This is a genomic window from Streptomyces sp. NPDC047049 (assembly GCF_040643995.1).
Lineage (GTDB): Bacteria > Actinomycetota > Actinomycetes > Streptomycetales > Streptomycetaceae > Streptomyces > Streptomyces mooreae.
On the sequence record NZ_JBEYVM010000004.1, the window covers coordinates 19,969 to 46,434 of the forward strand.

A 26,466-nucleotide genomic window follows, 5' to 3' on the forward strand; every position below is an offset into this window, starting at 1 on the left:
CGCGGCCGTCCCTTCAGCCCATGAGCAGCGCCGCGTCCCAGCCGTTGCGCTCGGCGGGGGCGGCTCCCCGGCGGGCGTCGGCGTAGTCGGCCAGTACGAGGGCGATTCCGCTGGCGCCGTCCAGCAGCCCGGGGTGGTGGACGCGGTGCGGGGCGGTCCGCGAAGACGGGGACTGCGAGGGTGCGGGCGGCAGGACTTGGGTGTAGCCGAAGGGGGTTCGCTCGTCGAATTCCGCGATGAGCTCCCGGGCGAGGGCGTCCGCGGCTGCCCACAACGCGGGGCGTCCGGTGGCGGCGGCCATGCGAACGGTGGCGTGGAGAACGCCCGCACGGCCGTGGCAGAGGCCCGGGTCGTCGGACGCCGGCCCGTCCTGCGGGCGGGACGCGAGCGCGCCGATCGCCTCCTCGGCCGGCGCTGTCATCCGGTGGTCGCCGAGCGCCTGCCCGGCCAGGTGGAGGCTCCAGGCGATGCCGGATGTCCCGTAGCACCAGCCCGCTCTGCTGCGGGTCCCCGCCTGCGCGGAGGAGCGGCGCCGGGAAGGCACTCCGGGGCGGCCCGGGAAGGCGACCCGGCCGGGCCATTGCATGCCGTGGCCGTCGGTGTAGCCGACGCTCCGCACCCAGTCGGCCATCCGCCGGATGGCGTCCGGCATCCCCGGTACCCGGTGCTCGGAGCGGAGGGCCAGTGACAGCAGTGCGAGCGGGCCGCAGATCCCGTGGGCGACACCGACGTTGAAGTCACCTCTCGGGAACTCCCGGCGGTCGCGCGGGACGAGGTACCGGTCGGGTGCGCACCACCATCCCGGTACCTGGATGCCGTCTTCTTCCATGGGGCGGCCGGGGCGGCCGGAGCGGCGGGGGTGGCCGGGGTGGCCGGTGCGGCCGGGGCCGTCAAGACGGACGGGGTGGCTGATCCCGACGAGAAAGCGCAGGACGTCGTCGAGGGCCGGTACGCACCGCTCGTCGCCGTGGTCGGCCGCCAGCAGGAGGCTGCGTCCCTCTCCCGCCAGGCCCGCGATCGCGTCGTAGTCGCCGTATGCCAGCCCGGGGCCGTGTTCCTGCCGTCGTGCGACGAGGTGGGCGACCCGGGCCCGGACGTAGGCGGCATGGAGCTCGGTGCAGCGTGCCAGCAGCCGGGTGTATCCACCGTGGGCGTTCGCGTGCAGCCGCGCGGGCAGCAGCAGGTCGCCGACGGCGGCCGGGCCGGCCTCGGTGGCCGCCGCCACGGCCGCCGCGAGATGGGAGTGCCCGAGGGCCGCGTACCGGGCGTCGTCGCGGGCGCAGCGGGTGTGCAGCAGCGCGATGCCGGGGTGTCCGGTCAGCAGTGAGGCAGGCTGCCAGCCGGACTGCCGCAGCGGGGGAGGCAGCGCGGCGAAGGCGTCGCGGGCGGCGCCGGCTACCTGCTCCGGCGTGCTCAGCAGGTCGGCGACGCGGTGGGCGACGGCCGACGCCGTGCCGCACAGACCGTGGGGTGTTCCGGTCATCGGTCGTGCCGCTTCCGGCCGAGCCACAGGGCGAGCGCTTCACGTGCCGTCACATGGGCCGACCGTTCCTGTTCGGGGCGGGGGCCGAACAGCCGGTTGCAGTGCAGATGCGTCAGGCTCAGGGCGATCCGTCCCGTCCGGTCCCCGTCCTCTTCACCGGCGGTAAGCACCTCGCGCAGACCGGCCAGGGCCGGGCCGCGGGTGCTCCATCCGGCGCACCGGCCGTCCGCGGTGGCCGGCGGCCGGGGCCTGCCGTGCGGGCCCAGCAGGGCGGCGACGGCCTGCTTTTGGGCTCGCGGTACGTCCTTGCGGTGCGCCAGTACGGAAGGGGTGCTGAGCCACCCGAGCGCCTGCTCCGGGGTCCCGAGGTGGGTGAGGATGTCGAGGATGCCCAGCGCGGCCGACAGGGTCGGATCGCCCAGCTGGCCGGATGACCCGGCCAGCAGCGTGACGACGGATTCGCTGTCGGCGTGGAAGAAGCGCTCGGCGTGCGGGAGCGCGTCCGGGCCTCCGTACCGCTCGGTCTCGGGCTCATAGGTGTCCAGGACCACCTTGGCGAGCAGCCCCGCCTCCGTGCGCGCCTGCGCCCAGGAGTGGAGCTCGGGCAGCAGCACCGGCCACAGGGATTTTGGCCTGCCGTGGAAGCGCAGCCGGATGTGGGGTGCCGGATCCTCGTAGCGGAGAAAGAACCACAGGCCGGCGCCCGCGCTGCGGAGCAGGCCGGGGTCGGTCAGCGGTGCGAGGTGACGGGCCAGCACCTCGTCCTGGCGGGCCCGGGGCAGATAGATCTTGGCGTAGAGCCATGCGCCACCGGGCAGCTGAGCGCGCGTACCGCGGCCGCTGTCCGTGCCCCGCGTCAGGGGCGGGACCGGCACCGGCGCGGGGAGGGCGCGCCGGGTGTCGCGGGAGGCGCCGCGACCGGTGGGCCGGGCGAAGACGGGAAAGAAGAACTCCGCGGCATGGGAGCCCTCGGGCCCCCGGAACCACTGCCTCCCGGCTGTGCCCCCGAACTGCTCCACCACCGTCAGGCCGGGGGAGCGCCGCACCTCGTCGCGGAAGGCCATGAGGTGCAGGGGGTCGTCGAGGTCGGCCGCGATGCGGTGGTCCGCTTTGGTGAGCAGCACCTGCCGGGGCACGTCCCACCGCTGCCGCCACTGCCCGGCCTGCCGTTCCCACTCCTCGTCCCCGCCGTCGGCCGCGGCGCGCAGCGCCCGGTCCGGCAGCCAGCGCGCCGGGCAGAGCACGGTCCGGCCGTGGCGCACCCGGGGCAGCGCGGGCGCCGAGGCCCAGCTGCCCCAGCTCCACGGCGCGCAGAAGGCCTGCCCCTCCTGCCCGAGTTCGAGCAGGAACCGGGCCACGTACGGAAGATGGCCGCTGCTGGGACGGAGCATCGAGTACGACAGCGGCCGCACCCTCCGGCCGGTCGAGGTGTCGACGAGCCGGAGCCGGTCCGGGTCCGCGTACACCGCCAGGTTCTCCAGGCGCAGATCGTCCGCGGTCTTCGCCACGGCAGGCCCGACGCCCAGGGGGAGGCGGTGGGACAGCCACTGCGGGACGGCGGACACATTGCCGGAACGGGCCACCCTGGGCCGGTAGGCGACGCACGCCGGGATCTCGCCCTCGGGTGCGGTCCGTTCGGTGTGCCGGGCCAGAGCCCGGATCCGGCCGGCCGACCCGTCGCCGAGCACCGGCGCGAAGCGGCTGAACACCGCCCCGGCCAGCGGGGATACCGCATGAGGGCTGAGCACGAGATGGAAGTCCCCGCCGCACAGGGCGGCCCGGCCCGGTGTCACCAGCTCGCCTCCCAGCTCCATGCTCGGCGGGGCCGGCCCGCGCTCCGCCGGTTCCAGGGCGCGTACCGCCTCCTCGTCGAGGACCACTTCCGCGCTGCCGCGGCGGGCGGCGTCCATCAGCAGCTCGCCGAGGACGCGGTCGCGTGCGGGGGCATCGGCGGCGGACGCGGCGGACGAGGCCGGCAGCGGGGCACCGTGCTGCCGGTCCTCGCGAGGAAGCCCCAGCCCCCGGGTCTCGTCGAGCAGTTCCAGCACCGGGACCGGCCGGTCGGTGCCGTACCGGTCGAGAAAAGCCAGGTGGTAGTCGCGCAGGTGCGGGTTGCCGCGGTGCACCGGGGAGGTCCGCCACAGCACCGTCGCGGCGCGCTCCGCTTCCCGGGCCACTTCGTGCGGCAGGGTCAGCCGGAGGTCCAGGGCCAGATCCGCCTGGAGGACGTCCGTGGCCGGCTGCAGGGCCCGCATCCGCGCACGGACCGCGGTCAGCCGGGCGCCCCGGGAGTCCGGTGACGCGGCGTCCAAGGAGCGTAACTCGGCTCTGATGGCGTGCAGTTGGTGGACCGTGGGGTGGTCGACGCCGTGCAGCAGGTCGCAGACGTGGTCGAGCGGGGTGGTGCAGTCGGGCGGCGGGGTCAGCTCGCTGAGCAGGAAGTGACCGCGGACGAGCTGCGCGAGGCTGTTTTCGACCGCACCCCCGGGCGCCTGAGGGAACTCCCGCTTCCCCTCCTCCACCAGTGCGGCAAAGGGCGTGGGCAGGGCCGCGGCCGCCAGCAGGTGACGGACCACCCGGGTGTGCCGTACCGAGCCGGTCCACTGCTGTGTCCCGGTGCGGTCATGGTGGTCGACCAGGACCAGCCGGCCGTCCCGTACGGTGTGCAGGTTGTTGGCGGTGAGCCGTGCGCACTGCCATGCGGCCGGGATATCGAGCAGTGTCGCCAGAACGCCGTCCAGCCAGTCCGCGTCCGGCCGGGTCACGCTGCGCCCGCCACCGACCGGCTCCTGCGCGGGGGCAGCTCCGAACCCGGCGACGCCGACCCCCGCGAAGTACCCGAACGGGGTGGGGCGGTGGGACATCCGCGAGTGGTACTTCATCAGGGACACCGCGATGCGGCGCAGTGACTTCAGCCGCAGCCGCTCTCCCGCGACGACTCGGTCCACCTCCGCCGCGAGGCTTGCGCTGGCGAGATTCACCGCTTCCATGAGCCGTGGATCGGCGGCGAGCCGGTTCACCTGACGGCGCAGCCAGCGCTCTTCGTCCGGGTCCCCGGCGGACGGCCGCGGCGGCCGGGCCGGTGCGTCGTCCGGGGGCAGGGGCAGGGGCAGGGCCGCGGCCCGTACCAGAGCCACCTCCCCGCAGGTGAAATCGACTTCGCGCTTGCCACCCATGACTCTCTCCACCCGTTCCCCGCCCACCACTTCTCCTGACGACGGTGCGGGGCGGCGGGACCACGTCCTCCGTGCCGCCCCGCACCGCCGTCTCAGCTGCTCGTCTCAGCAGCTCCAGGAGGTGACCGGACAGACCTGCGTCATGAGCTTCGACTCCTGCGCACTCATGGCGACCGTGGCGGAATCCGTGATTTCCATGTCGAGGTCGAGGTCGAATTCGTCCATGCTGGTGATGATGTTCTCCATGGTCCCCTCCAAAGAAAGATGTGTTAATCCCGGATTGTGTCCGGTTGTTGCAAAGGGATTTCGCAACCGCCGGTCATTTCATCGGAGGGTGCATGTCATGTCAAGCGTGGGGAGGTGCGCTCCGCTTCTCGGGGATTCCGGAACGATGGAATCCGGTTCGGATCCTTGCGGGTCCTTTTTCTGACGGCAGGGCGAGTGAACAGGGGCCCCCTCCCCGGCTGTTCGAGCCATCAAGAATGGCTTGAACAGCACCTCAACGAAAAGGGTTTACTCATGCCTGACAAAAGCGTAGGAGGGAAAAAGGGCATGACGGAATGCCGCTGTGTGTCCGTCCGGGCCGTCAGAAGCCGCTTGCCGCCTGCGTTCGGGGCATTCGGCTCCGGGTGCATGCCGAATCATCAGGACGTGAAACCGATAAGGCGGCGTGAGTTCGCTCACCCACGGGGAATGGGGCTGATATCAGAGGAAGTCGACTTCGGAGGTGAGTCGTACTCCGGTGCGGTGCAGGACCTCCTGGAACACGATGTCGATGGCCCGGGTGAAACCGGCGGCGCTCGCACCTTCCTCGGCGACCAGGGTGTAGTGCAGGGAGGAGATCCGTACGCCGGTGACGACCGGCTGACGCAGCTCGAATCCGGCCTGGCGGATGAGCCAGCTCGCACTCACCCGTATCGAGCCGTCGGGGAAGCGGTTCACCGGTGCGCGGCGCGCCCGCAGGTCGTCGGCCTGGGCAGGGGAGATCTCGGGGCTGAGGAACACGCTCCCGACCGAGCGGTCGTCGGTGCCACCGCACCCCAGCACCATGCCCTTGCTCCTGCGGACGGTGAGCACCGCCCGGGCCGCCTCGGCCGGCGGCACCCGGCTCCCGACCGGTACATCGAGTTCCGCGGCCACCGTCCGGTAGGTGACCGGCGCGCTCAGGCCGGACCGGCGCAGTGCGAACACCAGGCTCAGCACGGTCCAGCGGCGGGAGTGTTTGAAGACGCTGGTGCGGTGGCCCAGGCCGCAGGCCGCGGCGTCCATGGTCACCTTGCGGCGCAACGTCCAGTCCCATGCCGTCACTTCGACCAGGGTGTCGGCCGTCTCCTGACCGTAGGCGCCGACATTCTGGACGGGGGTGGCACCGGAGGTCCCGGGGATGCCCACCAGCATCTCCATACCGGTCAGGCCCTCGGCGACGGTGGCGTTGACCAGATCGGCGAGCGGATGACCGGCCTGCACCTCGACCAGCACCCGCCCGTCGGCGGTGCTCCCGGTCATGCGTATGCCCTTGGTGCTCATCCGCAGCACGGCGCTGTCGCATCCGGCGTCGCCGACCAGGACGTTGCTCCCTTCGCCCAGGCAGACGGGCGCACCGGGAAAGGTGCCGGCCAGCGCCACGAACTCGGGGAAGTCCGCGGGGTCGTAGAGCTCGACGAGGGCCGCCGCCGGTCCGCCGATGCCCAGCGTGGTCATCGGCGCGAGCGGTGCCTGGTGGGTGACGCGCATGTGTTCCTGTTTCTCCTGGCTGCCGTTCCGGGTCCGGAGGGCCGCCACGGATGAGGAACCGGCCCGGCCGGCCGGGGTGATCGGCGGGACGCTGTCCATGGTGATCACAACGGAGCCGTACCGGTACCGCACCGATGCGCCGAACATTGGCCGGAATGAGGGGCCAAGCGGTGTGCGGCGAGCCGGGAAAGGCAGGGAAGGCAGGAGAGAAGAGAGACGAAGGGACACGAGAGGCCCCGGCGGCCGGCCGCTCCCGCACGAGCGCGGCCTCGGCCGGTCGCGCGGGAGCCGCTGACACCGGAGAGCACCGGCCCCGGCGGGCGCCGGCCCGGTGCGGCGTTACGAGACGATGTCCCGCAGCGGCTCGCCCTCCAGATGGCCGAGGACGTTCTGAACGGCGGCCAGCGCGATGCGGACCAGCGTCTCGCGGGTGACCCCCGCGACGTGCGGCGAGAGCACCACGTTCGGGGCCTTGAGCAGACGCAGGGCCGCCGTGGGCGGTTCGGGGTCGAAGACGTCGATACCGGCGCCGGCGAGAGTGCCGGCCGCCAGGGCGTCCGCGAGAGCGTCCTGGTCGATCAGGGCGCCGCGGGCGGTGTTGATCACAAAGGCGGTCGGCTTGAGGAGCGCCAGGCGTTCCGCGCCGAGCAGATGGCGGGTCCGCTCGGTGAGCGGGGCGTGCAGGGTGATGTAGTCGGAGGTGCGCAGCAGTTCGTCGAGACCGAGATGACGGGCACCGCCGAGGCGGGCCGCGGTCTTCGGGGCGACCGGCTTCGGCCCGGCGTAGACGATGTCCATGTCGAACGCGAGGGCGCGGCGGGCGACTTCCTCGCCGATGTGGCCGAGGCCGACGATGCCCAGGGTCTTGCCGGACAGCTCGGTGATGGACTGCTGCAGGCGCGGCAGCGCCCAGTCGGCCTCGGTGAGCGCCGTATGGGCCGGGACCAGCTGCTTGGCCAGGGCGAGCATCAGGGCGAAGGTCTGCTCGGCGACGTTCTGCTTCTCCGCGCCGCTGGAGCCGATGTTGCAGACCGGGATGCCGCGTTGGCGGGCCGCGTCCAGGTCGACGTAGTCGAAGCCGTGGCTGGCGCACTGGATGAGCTCCAGGTCCGGTGCCGCGGCGAGATGGCCGGCGGTGACCGGGCCCAGGCCGGTGATCAGGAGATGCGCCTCGCGCAGCGCCGCCGGGTCCTCGTCGGTCGTCTCGACGACGGTGACCCGGGCCTGCCCGGGAAAGAGGCCGGCCAGCGCGGCTCCGGCGGCGCGGCCGCCGACATGCGGCGAGACGACGGCGAGGACGTTGCGCACGGGGCGCGGCCGCGCGGTGGAGGACGACTCCGGCGAGCTGGTCATACGGATTCCTTGATGAGGTCGTCGGGGGTCAGCGTGTCCGGGCGGGAGTGCCCGGACAGGGCGAGGGTCAGGTCGAGTTCGGCGAGCAGACAGCGGATGACGTGCTCGACGCCCGCCTGCCCGTCGAGGCCGAGGCCATAGGCGTACGGGCGCCCCACCAGCACCGACTTCGCGCCCAGGGCCAGTGCCTTGAAGATGTCGTCACCCGTGCGGATGCCGCTGTCGAAGAGCACGGTGAGCCGGTCGGCCGCCGCCTCCACCACGCGGGGCAGCGCATCGGCGGCGGCGACGGAGCCCGCCACCTGGCGGCCGCCGTGGTTGGAGACGACCACACCGTCCATCCCGGCCTCGGCGGCCCGCAGGGCGTCCTGGGGGTGCAGGATGCCCTTGAGCACGATCGGGCCGTCCCAGTTCTCCCGCAGGAACGCCAGGTCCGGCCAGGTCTTGGCGGGGTCGGCGAACATCCCCAGGAAGTGCGTCACGGCCGCGTTCGGGTCCTCGTGCACCGGTTTGGCGAGCCCCGCACGGAACGCGGGATCGGTGAAGTAGTTGGCGGTGCCCACACCGTGCAGGAACGGCAGGTACGCCTGGTCGAGGTCGCGCGGCCGCCAGGCCAGGAGCGGGGTGTCGAGGGTGACGAACAGGGCGGTGTACCCGGCCGCTTTCGCCCGCTGCAGAAAGCTCCTGGTGACCTCGCGGTCCTTGGCCCAGTAGAGCTGGAACCACCGCTCGCCGTCGCCCATCGCCTCGGCGACCTCTTCCATGGGGGTGCTGGAGGCGGAGGACAGGATGTACGGCACCCCCTGGGCCGCGGCGGCGCGGGCGGCGCCGGGTTCGGCGTCGGGATGCATGATCGACAGCACGCCCACCGGCGCCAGTGCGAGCGGCGCGGGCAGCGCCCGGCCGCACACTTCCACGGACAGATCGCGTGCGTCCACCTCGCGCAGCATCCGCGGGACGATCCGATGGCGGTGCAGCGCCGCCCGGTTGGCGTCGGCGGTGCTGCCGGTGCCCGCGCTGCCGGCCACATAGCCGACCGGGCCGGGACCCAGGCGCCGCTCGGCAAGCTCCTCCAGTCGCGTCAGATCGGTCGGCAGCCGCGGTACGGCGCCGGTCATGCCGTGGAGATAGATCTCGTACTGGAAGTCCGCCCAGTGCTTCGCCATCCGTACGTCCCGCCTCTCGTCGCTGAGACTGCGTGCTCACCCGAGATCCTGGCGACCGTGACCACACCCGTCCACCGCGGTGCGCACAACACGCGGGTGGAATCATCACCCTGTGATGAAGGAACGGGAGCGCATCCGGCAGCGGCTGATCGCCGACCCCGGGGTGGTCGCCACGGTCGTCACCGCCGTGCGCGAGCAGGTCCCGGCCTATGCCGCCCTCGATGACAGCCGCCTCCACGAGGTGCGGTCCATCGCCGCCTGGGCGCTGGACCGGTTGCTCCACCTCTGGGTCACCGACGGCGCCCTCACCCCCGCCGACCTCCGCCGGTTCCGCGGGATCGCCGCGGCGCGGGCCGCGGACGGCCGCCCGATGCAGGCGGTTCTGCGGGCCTACCGGGTCGCGGCGACGGTGCTGACGGACGAGATCGCGGCCGCGACGCCCCCGCCGGCCGCACCGGACGCCTTCGCCCTCGCCCGGATGGCGCTGACCACCCTGGACACCCTCTCCGAGGAGATGGCCACCGCCTACACCGCCACCAGCGAAGATCTCACCGCGGACCGCGACCGGGCGCTGCGGCTGCTCCTCGACGACCTGATCGCGGGACGGCACGCCTCCATCGGCGCGCTGACCGACCGGGCCGCCCGGCTGGGCAGGCAACTCCCGGACCCCTACTGCCTGTTGGTGGCCGAGCCGGCTGATGTGGACGGTGCGCGCGTGACGCAGGAGACGGCCGCCGGTCTCCTGTCCTCGTTCGGCGGCCACGACGGCGGCCTCACCCCGCTGGTGACGGTCCGGGGCTCGCGCGCCGTCCTGCTGCTGCCCGCCTCGGCCGGTGCGTCCGCGCCCCGGGTCCTGGGGGAGCGGGGGCTGCGGGGCTGTGCCCTCTCGGGGGAGAGCCTGGACCGGATCGCCGTCGCCTACCGTCTCGCGGCCGACGCGCTGGACACCGCACCCGCACACGCCCACCACCCCGAGCGGGTCCTGACGGACGGCGATGCCCAGGTGCTGGCGCTCCTCGGCGGCCGCCCCGCCACCACTCCCGAGCAGATCAGCCGGCTGATCCTCGGTCCGCTCCGCCAGCCCGGCCGGCGGCACCTCATGGACGCGCTCACCACCTACCTCGACACGGGCTCCGCGAACGCCGCCGCCCGGAAGCTCGGCCTGCACCCGCAGTCGCTGCGCTACCGGCTGCGCCGGATCGCCGACCTCACCACGCGGGACCCGCGCGACCCCTGGCAGCGGCTCACCCTGGACATCGCCCGGACGATCGCGCACTGAGGGCCGCCGGTGCCGCGGCGGTCCGCTCTGATGCGTAGGCCCGTCGGTACGGCAGCCCCGTGCGGGGACTCCTCAGCCGTCCTTGTTGGCCTTCAGCTTCCGCCACACCGTGCTCAGCGCTTCGAGGTCTTCCTGGTCGAGGAGATCGGTGAACACCGGGGCCAGGCAGGAGCGGCGGGTGGCGTCGGCCTCTTCGAAGAGCCGGTGGCCCTCCGGGGTGAGGGACACCTCGACGGAGCGTGCGTCATGTGCGGAGGGGGTGCGGGTGACCAGGCCGCGGCTCCGGAGGGCGTCCACGACCCGGGAGACCTGGCTGCGGCTGAGCATGGTGCTGTTGCCGAGCACGGAGGCCGGGACCGGGTCCGGGCTGGAGGCGAGCCAGAGCATCACCTCGAACCAGGAGACCGGGAGGTCGTGGGCCTTGATCAGGGCGCGGTCCACGCGTTCGGTCAGGACGGTGCCGGCCCAGACCAGCCCGTAGAAGGCATGGTCGGCCACCGGCATCTCGGCCTGGGTGAGCTTCCTTTTCGCCATGCCGGACAGGCTACCGGTTGCGTGTGCGTGCACGTAATGTCTATGGTGTGTGTACACGCACTTAAATTGCTCCGTCGCTACGGGGCCGAAAGGTTCGCCATGTCTTCCAAGGTTGTTCTGATCACCGGCACGTCCTCCGGCATCGGCCTGGCTGCCGCCGTCGCCGCGGCGCGGGCCGGCTGGCGGGTCGTCGCCACGCTGCGCGACACCGGCCGTGCCGGCGCCCTGCGCGAGGCGGCCGCGGAAGCGGGGGTGGAGCTCGAGGTGCGGCAGCTCGATGTCACCGACGAGGCGTCCGTCGCCGCCGCGGTCGACGGGGTGATCGCCGAGCACGGCCGTCTCGACGCCGTGATCAACAACGCGGGGGCCGGACACCTCGGCACGCTGGAGAACGAGTCCGTCGCCGAGGTGCGCACGGTGATGGAGGTCAACTTCTTCGGCGTGCTTCATGTCTCGAAGGCGGCGTTGCCTCACCTGCGCGCCTCCGGTGGCCGCCTGATCACCGTCACCAGCGTCGGCGGGGTCGTCGGCCAGCCCTTCAACGAGGCCTACTGCGCTGCCAAGTTCGCCGTCGAGGGCTACATGGAGAGCCTGGCGCCGGTGGCGGCGAAGGCCGGGGTGACGGTCTCCGTCGTGGAGCCCGGCGCGGTGGCGACCGAGTTCGTCAACAACATCGGGGTCGACCTGGCGGCTGAGGTCGCCGCCGCGGGTCCTTACGCGGACGCGCTGCAGGCCTACCTGGACCGCACCGTCGCGCAGTTCGCCGGCAGTGCGCAGACCCCGGCCGAGGCCGCCGGGGCCGTGCTGGAGGCGCTCACCGCGGACCGTCCCGCGTTCCGTATCCAGACGTCGGACTGGGCGCGCGGCTTCACCGGCACCAAGCTCGCCGACGTGGACGGCTCGGCGGTACTCGGCCTCACCGGCGGCTGGGTGGGCTGACCCGGCGCATGCGATTCCCGGGATGGTCGCGGCCGGGTTCCCTTGAGGAAGGGGACCCGGCCGCAGAAAATAATCTCAGGAATTACCCGGGATTCTTCATTTCGGTTGTGTCATTTGGTTGTTGAGCGGAAGGGTTTTGGTGCTCCCCTCGCTCGGGGCGTCACGGTCTCGCCGCAGATTGGTCTTGACCACTCGTCGTTCGGCTCGGCGGTTCTCCGGAAAGGCTGCGCGCAGCATCTATTTCTCTCCTCGCGCTCGCGGTCCGGTGCATTGTGGTGAAAGGAGTGTCCGCGTGCGGGGCTGCGCTCGTGTCCGCGTTCGCCTCCGCGTCGCGTGTGCGCCGAAGCTCGGTGCGTCCGGTCAACTCCTTTTGCGTAGCGCGTGGTTGGCGCGTCGAGCGGCAGCATGAAACCCCGGCGTCGGCCCACGTCAGGCGGTCGACGTGGCGGGGCCGGAACCGGAACGTTACGGCGTGTTCCGGAATGAATTGACCGTTTCGGTACTGTCCGGAATGCCCGCCGCGTGACGGGGGTTCAGAGAGTCAAATCACAGGACCCTTCCCTATCGTTATTGCTTCGATTCTTGACGGTAGGGCCGGAGATGACGTTCACTTCAGCCGTTCATGGGTCGGTCAGGCGGCCCCTTTGGAGGTACCGGGAATGAATGCAATAATGCGGCGTGCCCTCACCGGCGCGATGGCGCTTTCGCTCGCAGCGCCGTTGACGGCCTGTGGGAGCGACCATCAGGACACCGGTGCCGGTAAGGACTCGATCGGGCTGCTCCTTCCGGAGAGCAAAGCGGCCCGGTACGAGAAGTTCGACCGCCGCATCATTTCGTCGCGCGTTGCGTCCCTCTGCCTCGAATGCAAAGTCGACTACCACAATGCCGAGCAGCAGGTCGATGCCCAGAAGAGACAGTTCGACGGCCTGGTGAAGAAGGGCGTCAAGGTCATCATCCTGGACCCGGTCGACGCCGCGGCGGCCAAGAGCTGGGTGGACTCCGCCGCCAAGAAGGGCGTCAAGGTCATCGCGTACGACCGGCTCGCCGAGGGCGATGTCGCGGCGTATGTCTCCTACGACAACGAGAAGATCGGCCGGCTCCAGGGGCAGGGAATTCTCGCCGCCCTCGGTTCCCAGGCGGCCGCCTCCGACGTCGTCATGATGAACGGCTCACCGACCGACCCGAATGCGCCGTCCTACAAGAAGGGCGCCCATGCCGTCCTCGACGGCAAGGTCCGGAAGATCGTCTACGAGAAGGACATCCCCGGCTGGTCGGCGGCGACCGCGAAGAAGGAGATGGGCGACTTCATCGACGCCCATGGCGCGGCGGGCTTCGACGCGGTCTACTCGGCCAATGACGGTATGGCGGGCGGTATCGCAGCGGCACTCAAGTCGGCCGGTATCAAGAATGTGCCGGTCGGTGGCCAGGACGCCGAACTCCCCGCGCTGCAGCGGCTGGTAGCCGGCACCCAGACCTTCACCATTTACAAGGAAGTCAGGCCGGAGGCGGAGACCGCCGCCGAAATCGCCTTCCGCCTGCTGCGGGGCAAGAGCATCAAGTCCCTCACCTCGGCCACCGCCGACAACAAGAGCAAGTCCGGTATCCCCGCCCAGCTGTTCAAGGCGCAGATGGTCACCCGGAAGAACCTGAAGGACACCGTCGTCCGCGACGGCGCCGTCCGCATCGACCTGCTCTGCGACGGTCTCGCCGCCGAGTGCAAGTCCCTCGACCTGGAGTGACCGGCCCCGGTCAGGGGGAAGAGCCGACCGGCTGCCCGCGCCGGTCGTACGCGACCCGCGCCGTACCTTCCCCCTGGCCGCCCTGGAACGGCAGTCCCGGCGCTCGCGAACGCCGGGACTTCGCGGACACGCCCGAGCGCCCCGGCTCAACGCGATCCGGCGGCGCCCACCGCCTCGACCAACGGCAGCATGCGATGCGGCACCCGCTCGCGCAGTGCCACCTCCGTACGGGTACGGACCACGCCCGGCAGGCTGATCAGCCGCTGGATCACATCCTCCAGATGCTCCGCGTCCCGTGCCACCACCCGGGTGAGCAGATCTCCGCCGCCGGTCGTCGAGAACGCCTCGATGATCTGCGGGACCTCCGCCAGCGCGTCGGCCACCTCCTCCAGATGGCCCTGGGTGACCTCGATGTGGACGAAGGCGAGAACGGGGTGACCCAGTGCGGCGGGGGACAGCCGGGGACTGTAGGCGGTGATCACACCGTCCCGTTCGAGACGGTCGAGGCGCGCCTGCACGGTGCCCCGGGCGACCCCGAGGAGACGGGCGTACTCCCGCACACTGGTGCGCGGCTGCTCCAGCAGCAGGCTGAGGATCTTGGCGTCGAGGGCATCCACGGACATGGGGCAACGGCCTCCTGACGAGGGCGGCGGGCTTCCTGGGGAGTCGTGACTGTACCCAGGGCCCCGGTGAAGGCAGCCCGGGCGGAGACCGCCGGCCACCGACCCACGGACCGGGCTCCCGCCCCGGTACCGCCCATTGGCCCCCTCTTGGCCCGGCGTGAGCTCATCCAGCTGTACCAATGGCACAGCTCTTGCGGCGTCTGTTGAGCAATATGCCGAAGAGGTGTTCTGATGGCCCCGTCGATGGCGCTGCGGGATTCCGCGGCGCCTTTTTCATGCCGGAACGGCGAAGGGCGGAACGCTGTGCTGAAGAGGATGTTCGTGGCTCCGGATCCGGGGTGGCTGCGGCTGCGCAGCGCCGCCCGGTCCGTCCTCGGCATCGGCCTGGCGGTCACCGTGTGCGGTCTCGCCGGGCACTCGCTCGTCGCCGCCATCACCGGCGGGCTCGCCGCGCTGCTCGCCCTCTTCACGGTCACCGACGCGACGGTCCGGGCGCAGATGGTCACCACCGGCCTGCTGCCCGCGGTCGGCTTCCCGGTGCTCGCCGTCGCGGCGGTGCTCCACGACCATCCGGTGGGACGGGGCGTGGTCTTCACCGCTGTGGTGGGCATGGGTGTCTACGCCCGCCGCTGGGGACCGCGCGGCCATGCCCTGGGGGTGTTCGCGTTCATGACCTTCTTCGCGGCGCAGTTCCTCCACACGGTGCCGGGCCAACTGCCCGAGCTGTACGCCGCGGTCGCCCTCGCCCTGGCCGCCTCCTCGCTCGTCCGCTTCGGAGTGTGGTGCTACGAGCGCAGGCTGCCCCCGGCGGTCCTGCCCGTCCCGCCGGCCGGCCGGGGGCTCGCCCGGGCGACCACCCGCCAGGCGATCCAGGCCACCGCCGGCAGCGCGTTCGCCCTCCTGGTGGGCCAGCTGCTCTCCGAGCAGCGCTGGTACTGGGCCGTGGGCGCCACGTGGTGGATCTTCGTGAACACCACCTCGCGCGGCGAGACGCTGGTGCGCGGTTTCCGCCGGACCCTCGGCACGGTGATCGGCATCGTCCTCGGTCTGCTCGTCGCCGTCCCGCTGCACGGCGCCGTCGTCCCCACGGTCGTCCTGGTCGCGGTGAGCGTGTTCGGGATCTTCTACACCGCCGCCGTCTCGTATACGTGGATGATGCTCGCGGTGACCTTGATGGCCACGTTGCTGTACGGGCTGCTGGGAGTGCTGGACCCCGGTCTCCTCACGCTGCGTCTCGCGGAGACCGGTGTGGGGGCGCTCGGCGCGGCGCTGGCGGTGGTCTTCGTGCTGCCCGTCACCACCCATGCCACCACCGACGCCTGGATCGAGCGCGCCCTGCGCTGTGTGCACCACTGCACCGCCGAGGCCGCCGCCCGCCTCGCGGGCTCCCCGACCGCCGACCCCGCCCCGCACGTCGCCGAGCTGGGGCCGTTGCTGGGCCGGGTGCGACTCTCGCTCTCCCCTCTGGTGCACCCCCTGAGCCCGCTGCGTGCCCGCAAGGCGCGGGCCCGTCAGGTCCTGGCGCTGCTCGACGACTGCGCCCGTGAGGTGCGCGGACTGGCCTCCATCGCCGCCGACCCGGAGGCCTCCCACGATGCCCGGCTCACCGCCGCGTGCCAGCGCGTGGAGGCCGCCGTCGAGGCGCTGACCACACCGCGCGGGGCGCGCGATACGGGAGCCGCCACCGTCGTGGTGGCGCACCCGCCCGCCGCGGAACCCGCGCTGGCGCATCTCCACGGCCTGGAGCGGGCGCTGGCCGAACTCTCCGCGCCGCTCCGCAGCTCTCCGCGTGCCCCGCTGGTCGACGCCTGACCACGGTTCCCACGGACAGACAGACAGACAGGCGGGCAGACGGGCAGGCGGGCAGACAGACAGCCGGCCGGCCGGACGCGGGCCCCGTGCGCCCGCCTCGGCATCCCGTCCGAGCGCTCGGTGACGCACGGACGGGCCCCGGGCTCACGACGACGCGCGCCCGTGGGCGGGAACCGGCCATCGCGACCGCAGCCCCGCCCCTGGCTGTTAGCGTCGCCGGGGCACCTTGACGGACACCTTGCCGCCGAACCTCCAACGGCCTCGCCGGTCGGCGGGCGGACGAAGGGCGGACCACGTGACGAAGGGCGGACCAGCGGTGGCGAGCGACCACGGGCGACGCGCGTACATCGGATCGTTCACCGCGGCCGGCGGCCTCGGCATCACCACCGCGGCCGTCCACCCGGAGACCGGCGCACTCACCCCGCTGCACTCCACCGACGTCCTCCCCAACCCCTCCTACCTGGCCCCGAGCCCCGACGGCAGGTTCCTCTACGCGGTCAGCGAGACGCCGGCCGGCACCGCAGCGACCTTCGCCCTCACCCCTCAGGGGCCCGAGCTGCTGGCACCCGCCGTCCCCGTGGACGGCGCCGACCCCACCCACCTCACCCTGGCCGACGGCCACCTCGTCACCGCCAACTACAGCTCCGGCAGCGTCAGTGCGCTCCCCGTACGGGCCGACGGCACGCTCACCGGCCCCGCCACCGTGCTCGTCCACCAGGGGAGTGGCCCGCGGACCGACCGCCAGGAGGGCCCGCACGCCCACGCCGTCCTGCCCGACCCCAGCGGCCGCTGGCTGCTCAGCGTCGACCTGGGCACCGACTCGGTCCGCAGCTGTGCCCTGGCCCCGGCCGGGGGCACGCTGTCCGTCCACGCCGAAACCCGGCTGCGGCCCGGCAGCGGCCCGCGCCACCTCGCCTTCCACCCGCGCGGCGACCGCGCCTATGTCCTCAACGAACTCGACCCGACGGTCACGGTCTGCCGATGGGACGCCGGCACCGGTGCCCTGACGCCGCTGGCGGAGACCCGCCTCCTCCCGGACGGAGCCGACGAGGACGGCACCTTCCCCTCCGAACTGGTCGTCTCCCTTGACGGCCGGTTCGCCTGGGCCGCCAATCGGGGCCACGACAGCCTCGCCGTCCTCTCCCTCGACGGCGACACCGCCACCCTCGTCACCACCGTCCCCTGCGGCGGCCACTGGCCCCGGGACCTGGCGCTGCACCCCGAGGGCCGGCACCTGTACGCCGCCAACGAGCGCTCCGGTGACGTCACCTGGTTCACCGTCGACCCGGCGACCGGGCTCCCGGCCCGGGGCGGATCCGTCGAGGCGCCGGCCGCGTCCTGCGTGGTCTTCGCCTGAGCTGCCCAGGGCGGCCGTCCCGTCCCTGCGGTGGGTTGCCGGCTCGCCCCTGGGAGAGCTGTCTCCCCCTGCGCAAGCCCCGTCTTACCCCTGCGGAAAGCGCCCGCCGAAGTACACCTGTGTCTCGGCGAGCCGGCCGTCCCGCACCGTCGTCACCTCGACGTTGCGGTGCCGCTCGCCCGTCTTCAGCTCGTACTCGTACCGGACGAAGACCTGCTCGCCGTCGAGGGCCACGGCGTCGAGAATCTCCTGCGAGCGCAGCCGGTCCGCCGTGGGGAAGCAGAGGTGGAGGAACGCGGCCTTGCCGATGTGGTCGTCCTGCGGGCTGGTGAAGACGAAATCCTCGGCGAGCAGCCGGTCCATGGCGGCACGGTCCTGGCCGAGGTAGGCCCCGAAGGCGGCGCGGACGAGGTCGACGTGCGACATGAACTTCCTTCCGTGGGCGGCCCGCTCGCCCTACGAGGGGCGAGCAGCCGGCGAGTGGCCTCTGCAGGACGGTAGACCTCGTGGCGTTTCCGCACTCATCGGTTGGCGCGTCAGGCGTACGGCAAGCCCCCTGTGCGGGCATCTGGCGGACGTACGGCCGTCGGCCCGCCTGCGACCCGGCCGCCGGCCTCCTGGGCCTTCTGGCGGGTAACTGCGCCGGTCGGAGCCGAATCGGACGTTTCGCCTCCGGCTGAAGGCGGCAGGCGGGCAAGGCGGAGAGGCAAGGCGGCGGAACGGCGGGGCGGGGTGTCCGGGAACGGTGCGGGGTGTCCCGGCACGGTGCCCGGAAAGCCGGCCGGACGCGACGAAGGGCCGCCCCGCGCGGTGCGCGAAGACGGCCCTTCCGTGAGCGGCGTCCGTTCCGGGGAAGGTCCTAGCGGACCGGTGCCCCCTGCGCCTGCGTCGGCAGGTTGATGCCCACCGCCGCCGCGTAGTTCGACAGCACCAGGCGGCCGACCGTGCCGTAGGCGCCCAGGGCCTCGGCCGACGCGCAGCCCGCCTCCGCCGCGGCCGCCCCCAGAAGGCCGTCGGTGATCTCCGGGCCGATCAGGTACGGGGCCAGTGCCAGCTGCTGCGAACCGGACTCGCGCAGCTGCTCGGCCGTACGGGAGATGGCGCCTTCCTCGTCGAGGGCGGCGGCCAGCACCGGTACCGCGAGGCGGGCGGAGAGCAGCATGCCGGTGATCCCGGCGGCCTGCACGGCCTCCTCGCCGCCGACGGTGGCGAGGATGATGCCGTCCGCCGCCGTGGCGACGGTGAACAGCCGGGCACGGTCCGCACGGGCCAGACCGGCCTCGGAGAGCCGGACGTGCAGCGCCTCGGCCAGCAGCGGGTGCGGGCCGAGGACATCGGTCAGCTCGGCGCCGGAGCCGCTGTTCATCATGGCCTGGCGTATCCGGCGCAGCAGGGCGCTGTCCGGTCCGGCCAGCAGCGGCACCACCACGGCGGCGGGGCCGGGGTCGGTGCGGCCGTCGGCGTCCTCCCGGGCCTTGTGCTCGTTGGCGGCCTGCGCCAGCACTGCTTCCAGGGACGGGAACTCGTCGTCGCCGCCGTCGACATAGCCGATCCGGGCGTCGAGGCCCGGGAGCTCGGAGCGGGCGATGCTGGAGACCTCTTCCGCCAGGCTGCGCGAGGCGGTGGAGGGGGTGCCGGGCACGGCCAGCACCAGCGCGGGCGCGCCCTCGGGTGCGGCCAGCGGTTCCGGCTTGCGGTGGCGGCCGGACTGCCGTCGCGGCATTCGTACAGGCAGGCCGGGTGCGGCTCCCGGGCTCGGGGGTGCGGCGTCAATATCGGGCGAGCCAGGTGCGGGCCCAGTGGGGGAACTCATGGCGCCGCATGCTAACGGTTCGGACCACCCCTGCGCGGAGGGAGGGTTCGGTGGAGAGGTATCCGTCCCGATTTATCCCGCGCGTCACGCCCGCGCTACCCCGGCGCAGGGCGTGTGATCTGCAACAACCGCCCCTCGACGGGCAGTGCCAGACGGCCTGCGGCCAGTGCCGCGGCGATGGCCAGCGCCCCGTCGAGCGGGCTGCCCGCGGCGGCCGCCGGACGTGCGTGGGGCAGCCGCTCGGCCAGTGCCCCGCGCAGCGGAGCCAGCAGCGGTTCGCCCAGGCCGAAGAGTCCGCCGGTGCAGCCCACCGCGGCCTGGTCCCCCGGCGGGCAGACCGCGGCGGCGGCATCGGCGATATGGCCCGCCGCGGCATGCATGATGCCACGGGCCACGGCGTTGTCCTCGGCGGCACAGCGGGCCACTTCCGGGGCGAACGAGGCCAGGACGGCGGGCCGGTCGGGGCGCGGGTAGAGCGCGCCGGGCAGCCCGGAGACCGGCCCGAACACCGCTTCCGCGCGCGCCAGGAGGGCGGCCGAGCCACCCGGCCGCCCGTCGTACGCCCGCATCGCGGCCTCCAGCCCGGCGCGGCCGATCCATGCGCCGCCGCCGCAGTCGCCCAGCAGGTGACCCCAGCCGTCCGCCCGGCGCCAGCCGCCCTCCGCGGTCAGATCCGTGCCGAGGGCGATCATGCCGGTGCCCGCGGCGACGACGGCACCGGGCCGCTGGCCCAGCGCACCGGCGTAGGCGGTCACGGCGTCCGCGGCGAGGGCGAGGTGGCGCACCCCGAACGCGGCGGCCAGCGCGCCCGGCAGCCGGGCCCGCAGATCCTCGCCCAGACTCGCCATACCGGCCGCTCCCACGCATACCGCGGCGAACCCGTGCACGCCCGCTTCACGCCTCAACTCCTCCGCGACGGGCAGGAGTTGGGACAGCAGATGCTCCGCGTCGATCCCGGCGGGGCCGGTGGGCACCGGCTCGTCGCAGGTGCGGGAGGCCGGCGGCCGGGCCACGGGGTCGTCGGCGGGCGCGACGGCCACCCGCAGCCCGGACCCGCCCGAGTCGACCCCGAGCACCCAGGGGGAAGGGCCGGGCCCGGGGGCGTCCGGGGTGCGGCCCGCGGGCTCACCCAAAGCCGCGGGCGTCCTGCTTGAGGGCGGTGTCGACGGTCAGGGCCGTGGCGACGACCAGGCTCAGCAGCGGGTCGGGCAGCTGGTGGTGGATCTGCAGGACGTAGTTGTCCGCCGTCGTGAACATCGTCTTGGCGAGGCCTTCCCAGGTCTTGGTGATCCGGGCGACCTCGGTGTCGGCGTGGTCCACGATGGCGAAGTTCCAGGCGCGCCAGTTCTCCGCCTTGATGGCGCCGATCTGCTGGCCGTTGACCATCATCGCGAAGTTGATCTTCCCGATGGCGTTCTGCTGCACGATCTCGCCGACCGGCGAGCCGTCCGGACGCTGCACGATCACCTTGGACTTGAGGATCTTCGCGGGGCGGGTCAGGATCAGCTGCGGCTGGCCGTAGGCGTCCCGGATCTCCAGCTTGTGGGTCATGTACTGATCGAGACTGGAGACGACGCGGAGCACCTTCTTCGCCGTGCTCTGGCCGACCTGGACGACCGCACCGATCGTGTTGCCGTGCTGGTCGAAGACGCTGTACTCGTTGCTGACCTCGATCAGCTTGGCCTTCTGGTTGACCACCAGCACCGGCTCGGTGAACAGGCTGCCGCCGCCCGGTCCGCCCGGTGCCACCCCGGCCTGCTGTTGCACCTGCTGCTGCACGGCGCCCGGGTGTGCACCCGGCATAGCCTGCTGTCCGTACGGCTGCTGCATCGGTTGCTGCATCGGCTGGCCGGGCGCCTGCTGGCCGGGCGCCTGCTGGGGGTAGCCGTAACCCTGCTGACCGTACGGCGCGCCGCCGTGCTGCTGACCCGGATACGGGGCCTGGCCCGGCGCCTGCTGCGGCGCGGACTGCTGCGGCATCTGCTGCTGCGGGGCCTGCTGCCGGGGAGCGTGTTGCGGCGCGGCCTGCGCCGGCTGCGGTGCCTGGCCCTGGCCGGGAGCCGCGGGCTGTTGTCCCGGGTGGGTGTGCTCGGTCCACTGGGACCCGTCCCACCAGCGAAGTTGGTGGGGGGTGCCCTGCGGATCGGCGTACCAGCCCGCAGGGATGTTCGCATTCGTCATGCCAGGCACACTATCGCCCGGTGTCAGGGCAGCCTCCAGTCGACGGGCTGTGCGCCCTGCCGCACCAGGAGGTCGTTGGCCCGGCTGAAGGGCCGCGAGCCGAAGAAGCCGCGGTCGGCGGACATGGGGGAGGGGTGCGCGGACTCGACGGCCGGCAGATCGCCGAGCAGTGGCCGCAGGTTGCGCGCATCGCGCCCCCACAGCACGGACACCAGCGGGCGCCCGCGCGCCACCAGCGCACGGATGGCCTGCTCGGTGACCTCCTCCCAGCCCTTGCCGCGGTGCGCGGCGGGCTTACGGGGGGCCGTCGTCAGGGCTCTGTTCAGCAGCAGCACGCCCTGCTGGGTCCACGGGGTCAGGTCGCCGTTCGACGGGCGGGGCAGCCCGAGGTCGGAGTGCAGCTCGCGGAAGATGTTCTCCAGGCTGCCGGGCAGCGGACGCACATCCGGCGCCACGGAGAAACTGAGCCCGACCGCATGCCCCGGTGTGGGGTAGGGGTCCTGTCCGACGATGAGCACCCGCACCTCGTCGAAGGGCTGTTGGAAAGCGCGCAGCACATTGTTGCCGGCCGGCAGATAGCTACGTCCCGCGGCGATCTCGGCCCGCAGGAAGTCGCCCATCGCGGCGATCCGTCCGGCAACGGGCTCAAGTGCCTTGGCCCAGCCGGGTTCGACAATGTCTTGGAGAGGTCGTGCAGCCACGGGATCACCCTACTGGCCCAGGACCGCTCCCGATCAACCGATGGCCCAGGCTCCCGGGTCCATCGCCCCGTGCCGTCCCCCCCCCGGGTTTCCCTCAGGCCACCGCGGCCGCCCGCACACACAGCACGTCCGGCAGATGGGAGGCGAGTTGCTGCCAGCTGTCGCCGTCGTCCGCGCTGGCGTACAGCTCGCCGTTGCGGTTGCCGAAATACACCCCGGCGGGATCGGCGTCATCGACGGAGAGCGCGTCCCTGAGCACCGTGCCGTAATGGTCCTCGTCCGGCAGCCCCTCGCTCAGCGCCTGCCAGCTGTCGCCCGCATCGGCCGTGCGGTAGACCCGGCAGCGGTGCCCGGCCGGCACCCGGTCGATGTCGGCGGTGATCGGGAAGAGGTAGGCGACGTCTCCCGTGTGCGGATGGGCGGCCACGGCGAAGCCGAAGTCGGAGGGCAGTCCGCCGCCGATGTCCGTCCACTGCGCGCCCGCGTCGTCGCTGCGGTAGACACCCCAGTGGTTCTGCAGATACAGCCGGTCGCGGTGCACCGGGTCCTGCGCGATCTTGTGGACGCACTGGCCGAACTCCGGATGCTGGTCCGGCAGGAAGACCGCCTTCACTCCGCTGTTCGACGGGGCCCAGCCGGCGCCCCCGTCGAGGGTCCGGAAGACCCCGGCAGCGGAAACGGCGACGGTGACCGCATCGGCGTCCCGCGGGTCCGTGATCACCGTATGAACCGCCAGTCCACCGCCGCCCGGCTGCCATCTCTCCCGGCTGGGGTGGTCCCACAGCGCCCGCACCAGCTCGAAGGTCTCGCCGCGGTCCTCGGAGCGGAACAGGCCGCCGGGCTCGGTGCCCGCATAGACCACATCGGGGGCGGCGGGGCCGGCCGGATGCAGCTGCCACACCCGTTCCAGTGAAGTCCCGGTGTACGCCGGGTACTTGACCGCGGGGCGGGAGGGTTCCTGCCAGCTTTCTCCCAGGTCGTCGGAGTGGAAGACCGAGGGGCCCCAGTGCGCGCTGTCGGCCCCGGCCAGCAGCCGGGGCGTGGCGCGGCGGGTGTCGATCGCGAGGGAGTACACCGCCTGCGCGGAGAAGTGCGGACCGCTCACCTCCCAGTCGCCGTGCCGCCGACGGCCGATGAAGAGCCCTTTGCGCGTGCCCACCGCGAGTACTACGTCAGTCATGCCGGAACACCTCCGGGACGCCGTTGTCTCAGATAGGGGCAAGTCTGCACCCGGCCACTGACAATGGCGTCCCGGAACGTGTCCGCGCAGGTCGGACGGTGCGGCCCCGTTCCCGCGAGGCCGGCGCACGCCCTCCTGACGGCCTCAGACCGCCCGGTGGTACTGCTGGGGCACGGCGGCGCGGGCACCCAGTTCCCGTGCCGCGTGCTGCGCGAAGCTGGGGGACCGCAGGAGTTCCCGGCCGAGCAGCACGGCGTCGGCCTGACCGTCCGCGATGATCTTCTCGGCCTGCCGCGCCTCGGTGATCAGGCCGACGGCGCCCACCGCCAGACCGCTCTCCTTCTTGACCCGCTCGGCGAACGGCACCTGGTAGCCGGGACCCGTGCTGATCTTCGCGTCCGGCGCGTTGCCGCCCGTGGAGGTGTCCAGCAGGTCGATCCCGTGCTCCCGCAGCTCGCGGGCGAAGCGCACGGTGTCGTCGGCCGTCCAGCCCTCGCGGGCGTCGCTCTCGTCCTCGGTGAGCCAGTCGGTCGCCGAGATCCGGAAGAAGACCGGAAGTTCGTCGGGCCAGACCTCCCGTACGGCGTCCACGACCTCCAGCGCGAACCGCGTCCGGTTCTTGTACGAGCCGCCGTACGCGTCGGTGCGCCGGTTGGTGAAGGGCGAAAGGAACTGGTTGATCAAGTAGCCGTGCGCACCGTGGATCTCGGCCACCTCGAAGCCGGCCGCCAGCGCCCGCCGGGCCGTTGCCCGGAACTGCGCGACGATCTCCTGGATCCGCGCCACGGTGAGCTCGGCCGGTGCCGCGAACCCCTCGCCGAACGGTACCGGGCTCGGCCCGACCGGCTCCCAGCCGTACCGCTGCCCGGGGAGGATCGGCGCGCCACGGTCCACCCAGGTGCGCTCGGTGGACGCCTTGCGGCCCGCGTGGGCGATCTGGATGCCGGGGGTCGTGCCCTGGTCCTTGAGGAAGCCGGTGATGCGCCGGAAGGCCTCGGTCTGGGTGTCGTTCCACAGGCCGAGGTCGTACGGGCTGATGCGCCCCTCGGGGCTCACGGCGGTGGCCTCCGTGAGGATGAGGCCGGTGCCGCCCGCCGCCCGCGCGGCCAGGTGCTGGAAGTGCCAGTCGCCGGGCGCCCCTTCCGCCGGGCCCTCGGGAGCCGCGGAGTACTGGCACATGGGTGCCATCCAGAGGCGGTTCGGAACGGTCAGCGCGCGAAGGGTGATGGGCTCGAAGAGTGCGCTCACGGCAAGCTCCTGTACCTGGAGGCGAACGGGTGCCGGCCGGCCCCGCACTCATACGATAGGCGTCGTACTACGGTGGATGTCAAACTACGATGCTTCTCGTACAATGAGCGGGCGGGCGGCGCGCCAGGCCACACCGAGCCCCGCAGAATGAGTCAGGAGTCGTCATGCCGACCGAAACGACCTCCAGGCGGGCTCCGTCGGGTTCCCGGTCGCTGGAGCACCCGGCCCGTGCGGACATCCGGCTGGCCGATGTCCTGCATGCGCTCGCCGACCCCGTACGGCTGCGGATCGTCCGCGCGCTGGCGGCCGCCGAGGGGGAGCTGAACTGCGCGGACATCGAACTCCCGGTCAGCAAGTCGACCTGCACCCACCACTTCAGGGTGCTGCGCGAGCACGGCGTCATCCAGCAGCTCTACCGCGGCACGGCCAAGATGAACGGGCTGCGCCGGGCCGACCTGGAAGCCCTCTTCCCCGGCCTGATCGACGGTGTGCTCCGGGCGGCGGATCTGCAGGCCGGCCGCCTCGGGGAGGAGTAGCGGGGCCGCCGGGGGAGGCGCGAGTGCCGGGGCTGCCGGGAATGCCGGGCCGGCCGGAGCGCGGGGCCCCTCCGGATCGATGGACCGGCGGCCCGGCGGCCCGGCGGGCCGGCGGACCGGCGGCCCGGCGGGCCGGAACCCGCCGCCCCGACCGCCCGCGGATTCAGCGGGTCGGATCCGCCGACCCGGCCGCTTCCAACAGCCCCGCCCAGTCCGGGAGTTTGACGGTGCCGCGGCCCAGCCCGCGGCCCCACTCCACCTCGGCCGCCTCGATGGCCAGCCAGCCCGGCCACGGGACCGGCCGCTGCCCCGCCCGGATCAGCGCGGCCACCGGGTCCTCGGCCGCCTCGTGCACCGCCAGTGCGGGGGCGTCGGCCAGCAGTGACCGCGCGGTCTCCTTGGCGCACGGCCGGTTCGTGCCGATCACCCCCGTGGGGCCCCGCTTGATCCAGCCGGCCACATACACACCGGGCAGTGGCGCCCCGTCCCGCAGCACCCGTCCCTCCTGGTGCGGCACCGTCCCGGTCGTCTCGTCGAACGGCAGGCCGGGCATCGGCGTCCCCCGGTAGCCGACCGAACGCAGCACCAACTGCCCCTCGATCTCCTCGAATTCGCCGGTGCCCGTCACTCCGCCGTGCCCGTCGGGCGTCGTCCGCTCGAACCGGACCGCGCGCACCCCGGTGGCATCCCCGAGCACTTCGACCGGGCGCAGGAAGAACCGCAGATGAATACGGCGCCCACGGCCACCGGTGGCCCCGGTGTCCGGGCCCGCCGAAGTCGCCGCCCGTGCCGCCGACCGCTCCGCCCAGCCGCGCAGCACCTCGATGTTCCGCCGCCCCACCGCAGGCAGCCCGCCCGGATCCCGGTACGCCGGATCCAGCGCCAGCTCCTCGGGCCGTACGCACACCTCGGTATCCGGAAGGGAGCCCAGTTCCCGGAGCTCCTTGGTGGTGAACTTGGCCTGGGAGGGGCCGCGTCGGCCGACCATCCAGACGTCCTGGACGCGGCTGTCCGCCAGCGCGCCCAGCGGGCCCTGTGGCATATCGGTGGCGGCAAGCTCGGCAGCACCACGGGACAGCATCCGTGCCACGTCCACCGCCACATTCCCCACACCGATCACCAGGGCGGACCGTGCCGCGAGGGTGAAGCGGACGGCGGCCGCGTCCGGATGTGCGCTGTACCAGGCGACGAACTCGGTCGCCGGACGGCTGCCGGGCAGCTCCTCGCCGGGGATGCCCAGGTGCCGGTCGGTGGCGGCGCCCACGCAGAACACCACCGCATCGAAGATCTCGCGCAGTTCCTCGACGCCCAGCCCCGGCGCCCCCGCCTCGACGTTCCCCAGGAAGCGCACCCTGGGGTGCTCCAGCACCGTACGCAGATTGTTCTGCAGCGATTTGATCTTCTCGTGGTCCGGCGCGACGCCGTAGCGCACCAGACCGTACGGGCAGGGCAGCCGGTCCAGGACGTACACCTCGATGTCCGGTACGGTCTGCTGCTCGATCAGGGACTGGGCGGTGTAGACGCCGCTGGGTCCAGAACCGATCACTGCGACACGAAGCACGAGTGGCCCCTTCCGCGGAATACCCCCAGGATCGCACCGGCGGACGCGCTG

The 26,466-nt window shown here is 72.6% G+C and carries 22 protein-coding genes; 6 read left to right on the forward strand and 16 right to left on the reverse strand.

Annotated elements, in window-relative coordinates:
- Positions 1–13: 13 nt before the first annotated feature.
- The 6 genes from ABZ851_RS11510 to ABZ851_RS11535 all read right to left on the reverse strand — a co-directional run bounded on the left by ABZ851_RS11510 (position 14) and on the right by ABZ851_RS11535 (position 8,912).
- Positions 14–1,483 carry a lanthionine synthetase C family protein gene (locus tag ABZ851_RS11510; protein ID WP_361125024.1) on the reverse strand — a complete coding sequence of 490 codons (1,470 nt, stop codon included), beginning with the start codon at positions 1,481–1,483 and terminating at the stop codon, positions 14–16.
- Entirely contained in the window at positions 1,480–4,659 is a 3,180-nt protein-coding gene (locus tag ABZ851_RS11515) for a lantibiotic dehydratase (RefSeq protein WP_361125026.1), read from the reverse strand. Before ABZ851_RS11515 ends, ABZ851_RS11510 begins: the two co-directional genes overlap by 4 nt.
- 105 nt (positions 4,660–4,764) lie before the next feature.
- Positions 4,765–4,905: a hypothetical protein gene (locus tag ABZ851_RS11520; RefSeq protein ID WP_164993100.1), complete on the reverse strand. Its 141-nt coding sequence runs from the start codon at positions 4,903–4,905 to the stop codon at positions 4,765–4,767.
- Between the two features lie 459 nt (positions 4,906–5,364).
- A complete protein-coding gene (locus tag ABZ851_RS11525) occupies positions 5,365–6,492 on the reverse strand; it encodes a UDP-N-acetylmuramate dehydrogenase (protein ID WP_361126189.1) in 1,128 nt (375 codons plus the stop codon).
- 240 nt (positions 6,493–6,732) lie between these two features.
- On the reverse strand, positions 6,733–7,746 hold the full coding sequence (locus ABZ851_RS11530; protein WP_361125028.1) for an NAD(P)-dependent oxidoreductase: 1,014 nt from the start codon (positions 7,744–7,746) through the stop codon (positions 6,733–6,735).
- Positions 7,743–8,912, reverse strand: a complete 1,170-nt coding sequence (locus tag ABZ851_RS11535; protein ID WP_361125030.1) for a lactate 2-monooxygenase — start codon at positions 8,910–8,912, stop codon at positions 7,743–7,745. The genes ABZ851_RS11530 and ABZ851_RS11535 overlap by 4 nt, the downstream gene beginning before the upstream one ends.
- A 115-nt stretch (positions 8,913–9,027) precedes the next feature.
- Between ABZ851_RS11535 and ABZ851_RS11540 the strand changes: the two genes are divergently transcribed.
- A complete protein-coding gene (locus ABZ851_RS11540) occupies positions 9,028–10,191 on the forward strand; it encodes a helix-turn-helix domain-containing protein (protein WP_361125032.1) in 1,164 nt (387 codons plus the stop codon).
- Positions 10,192–10,263: 72 nt separating this feature from the next.
- Here the strand turns inward: ABZ851_RS11540 and ABZ851_RS11545 are convergent, their stop codons facing one another.
- A complete protein-coding gene (locus ABZ851_RS11545; RefSeq protein WP_361125034.1) occupies positions 10,264–10,725 on the reverse strand; it encodes a MarR family winged helix-turn-helix transcriptional regulator in 462 nt (153 codons plus the stop codon).
- 99 nt (positions 10,726–10,824) lie between these two features.
- Between ABZ851_RS11545 and ABZ851_RS11550 the strand changes: the two genes are divergently transcribed.
- Together ABZ851_RS11550 and ABZ851_RS11555 are read left to right on the forward strand one after the other, a co-directional pair.
- A complete protein-coding gene (locus ABZ851_RS11550) occupies positions 10,825–11,664 on the forward strand; it encodes an SDR family oxidoreductase (protein ID WP_361125036.1) in 840 nt (279 codons plus the stop codon).
- 659 nt (positions 11,665–12,323) lie between these two features.
- On the forward strand, positions 12,324–13,403 hold the full coding sequence (locus ABZ851_RS11555; protein WP_361125038.1) for a substrate-binding domain-containing protein: 1,080 nt from the start codon (positions 12,324–12,326) through the stop codon (positions 13,401–13,403).
- A gap of 146 nt (positions 13,404–13,549) precedes the next feature.
- On the opposite strand, the gene ABZ851_RS11560 is transcribed toward ABZ851_RS11555, so the two are convergent.
- Positions 13,550–14,026 (reverse strand): Lrp/AsnC family transcriptional regulator, encoded by a 477-nt coding sequence (locus ABZ851_RS11560; RefSeq protein ID WP_336049124.1) that lies wholly within the window; start codon positions 14,024–14,026, stop codon positions 13,550–13,552.
- Between the two features lie 303 nt (positions 14,027–14,329).
- Here ABZ851_RS11560 and ABZ851_RS11565 point away from each other — a divergent pair, with 303 nt between their 5' ends.
- Both ABZ851_RS11565 and ABZ851_RS11570 read left to right on the forward strand, forming a co-directional pair.
- A complete protein-coding gene (locus ABZ851_RS11565) occupies positions 14,330–15,838 on the forward strand; it encodes an FUSC family protein (protein WP_361125041.1) in 1,509 nt (502 codons plus the stop codon).
- 295 nt (positions 15,839–16,133) lie between these two features.
- On the forward strand, positions 16,134–17,195 hold the full coding sequence (locus ABZ851_RS11570) for a lactonase family protein (RefSeq protein ID WP_361125043.1): 1,062 nt from the start codon (positions 16,134–16,136) through the stop codon (positions 17,193–17,195).
- Positions 17,196–17,279: 84 nt separating this feature from the next.
- Here ABZ851_RS11570 and ABZ851_RS11575 read toward each other — a convergent pair whose 3' ends face one another.
- The 7 genes from ABZ851_RS11575 to ABZ851_RS11605 form a co-directional block, all read right to left on the reverse strand.
- Positions 17,280–17,621, reverse strand: coding sequence for a nuclear transport factor 2 family protein (locus ABZ851_RS11575; protein WP_361125045.1), 342 nt, complete (start codon positions 17,619–17,621; stop codon positions 17,280–17,282).
- Between the two features lie 433 nt (positions 17,622–18,054).
- Positions 18,055–18,918, reverse strand: a complete 864-nt coding sequence (locus tag ABZ851_RS11580) for a hypothetical protein (RefSeq protein ID WP_336049128.1) — start codon at positions 18,916–18,918, stop codon at positions 18,055–18,057.
- 185 nt (positions 18,919–19,103) lie between these two features.
- Positions 19,104–20,141: a BadF/BadG/BcrA/BcrD ATPase family protein gene (locus ABZ851_RS11585; protein ID WP_361125047.1), complete on the reverse strand. Its 1,038-nt coding sequence runs from the start codon at positions 20,139–20,141 to the stop codon at positions 19,104–19,106.
- On the reverse strand, positions 20,134–21,189 hold the full coding sequence (locus ABZ851_RS11590) for a phospholipid scramblase-related protein (protein ID WP_361125049.1): 1,056 nt from the start codon (positions 21,187–21,189) through the stop codon (positions 20,134–20,136). Before ABZ851_RS11590 ends, ABZ851_RS11585 begins: the two co-directional genes overlap by 8 nt.
- Positions 21,190–21,212: 23 nt before the next feature.
- Positions 21,213–21,890, reverse strand: a complete 678-nt coding sequence (locus ABZ851_RS11595) for a uracil-DNA glycosylase (protein WP_088801258.1) — start codon at positions 21,888–21,890, stop codon at positions 21,213–21,215.
- A gap of 94 nt (positions 21,891–21,984) precedes the next feature.
- Positions 21,985–23,070 (reverse strand): exo-alpha-sialidase, encoded by a 1,086-nt coding sequence (locus ABZ851_RS11600; protein ID WP_361125051.1) that lies wholly within the window; start codon positions 23,068–23,070, stop codon positions 21,985–21,987.
- A gap of 144 nt (positions 23,071–23,214) precedes the next feature.
- Positions 23,215–24,318, reverse strand: coding sequence for an NADH:flavin oxidoreductase/NADH oxidase (locus tag ABZ851_RS11605; RefSeq protein ID WP_361125053.1), 1,104 nt, complete (start codon positions 24,316–24,318; stop codon positions 23,215–23,217).
- Positions 24,319–24,482: 164 nt separating this feature from the next.
- On the opposite strand from ABZ851_RS11605, the gene ABZ851_RS11610 reads away from it, so the two are divergent.
- Positions 24,483–24,854: a helix-turn-helix domain-containing protein gene (locus ABZ851_RS11610; protein ID WP_361125055.1), complete on the forward strand. Its 372-nt coding sequence runs from the start codon at positions 24,483–24,485 to the stop codon at positions 24,852–24,854.
- 163 nt (positions 24,855–25,017) lie between these two features.
- On the opposite strand, the gene ABZ851_RS11615 is transcribed toward ABZ851_RS11610, so the two are convergent.
- A complete protein-coding gene (locus tag ABZ851_RS11615) occupies positions 25,018–26,415 on the reverse strand; it encodes an FAD-dependent oxidoreductase (protein WP_361125057.1) in 1,398 nt (465 codons plus the stop codon).
- Positions 26,416–26,466 lie beyond the last annotated feature (51 nt).

Bases quoted from the DNA above. Each gene is read 5' to 3' on its own strand.
- ABZ851_RS11510 (WP_361125024.1), bottom strand. From the start codon at position 1,483: ATGACCGGAACACCCCACGGTCTGTGCGGCACGGCGTCGGCCGTCGCC.
- ABZ851_RS11515 (WP_361125026.1), bottom strand. From the start codon at position 4,659: ATGGGTGGCAAGCGCGAAGTCGATTTCACCTGCGGGGAGGTGGCTCTG.
- ABZ851_RS11520 (WP_164993100.1), bottom strand. From the start codon at position 4,905: ATGGAGAACATCATCACCAGCATGGACGAATTCGACCTCGACCTCGAC.
- ABZ851_RS11525 (WP_361126189.1), bottom strand. From the start codon at position 6,492: ATGGACAGCGTCCCGCCGATCACCCCGGCCGGCCGGGCCGGTTCCTCA.
- ABZ851_RS11530 (WP_361125028.1), bottom strand. From the start codon at position 7,746: ATGACCAGCTCGCCGGAGTCGTCCTCCACCGCGCGGCCGCGCCCCGTG.
- ABZ851_RS11535 (WP_361125030.1), bottom strand. From the start codon at position 8,912: ATGGCGAAGCACTGGGCGGACTTCCAGTACGAGATCTATCTCCACGGC.
- ABZ851_RS11540 (WP_361125032.1), top strand. From the start codon at position 9,028: ATGAAGGAACGGGAGCGCATCCGGCAGCGGCTGATCGCCGACCCCGGG.
- ABZ851_RS11545 (WP_361125034.1), bottom strand. From the start codon at position 10,725: ATGGCGAAAAGGAAGCTCACCCAGGCCGAGATGCCGGTGGCCGACCAT.
- ABZ851_RS11550 (WP_361125036.1), top strand. From the start codon at position 10,825: ATGTCTTCCAAGGTTGTTCTGATCACCGGCACGTCCTCCGGCATCGGC.
- ABZ851_RS11555 (WP_361125038.1), top strand. From the start codon at position 12,324: ATGAATGCAATAATGCGGCGTGCCCTCACCGGCGCGATGGCGCTTTCG.
- ABZ851_RS11560 (WP_336049124.1), bottom strand. From the start codon at position 14,026: ATGTCCGTGGATGCCCTCGACGCCAAGATCCTCAGCCTGCTGCTGGAG.
- ABZ851_RS11575 (WP_361125045.1), bottom strand. From the start codon at position 17,621: ATGTCGCACGTCGACCTCGTCCGCGCCGCCTTCGGGGCCTACCTCGGC.
- ABZ851_RS11580 (WP_336049128.1), bottom strand. From the start codon at position 18,918: ATGCCGCGACGGCAGTCCGGCCGCCACCGCAAGCCGGAACCGCTGGCC.
- ABZ851_RS11590 (WP_361125049.1), bottom strand. From the start codon at position 21,189: ATGACGAATGCGAACATCCCTGCGGGCTGGTACGCCGATCCGCAGGGC.
- ABZ851_RS11600 (WP_361125051.1), bottom strand. From the start codon at position 23,070: ATGACTGACGTAGTACTCGCGGTGGGCACGCGCAAAGGGCTCTTCATC.
- ABZ851_RS11610 (WP_361125055.1), top strand. From the start codon at position 24,483: ATGCCGACCGAAACGACCTCCAGGCGGGCTCCGTCGGGTTCCCGGTCG.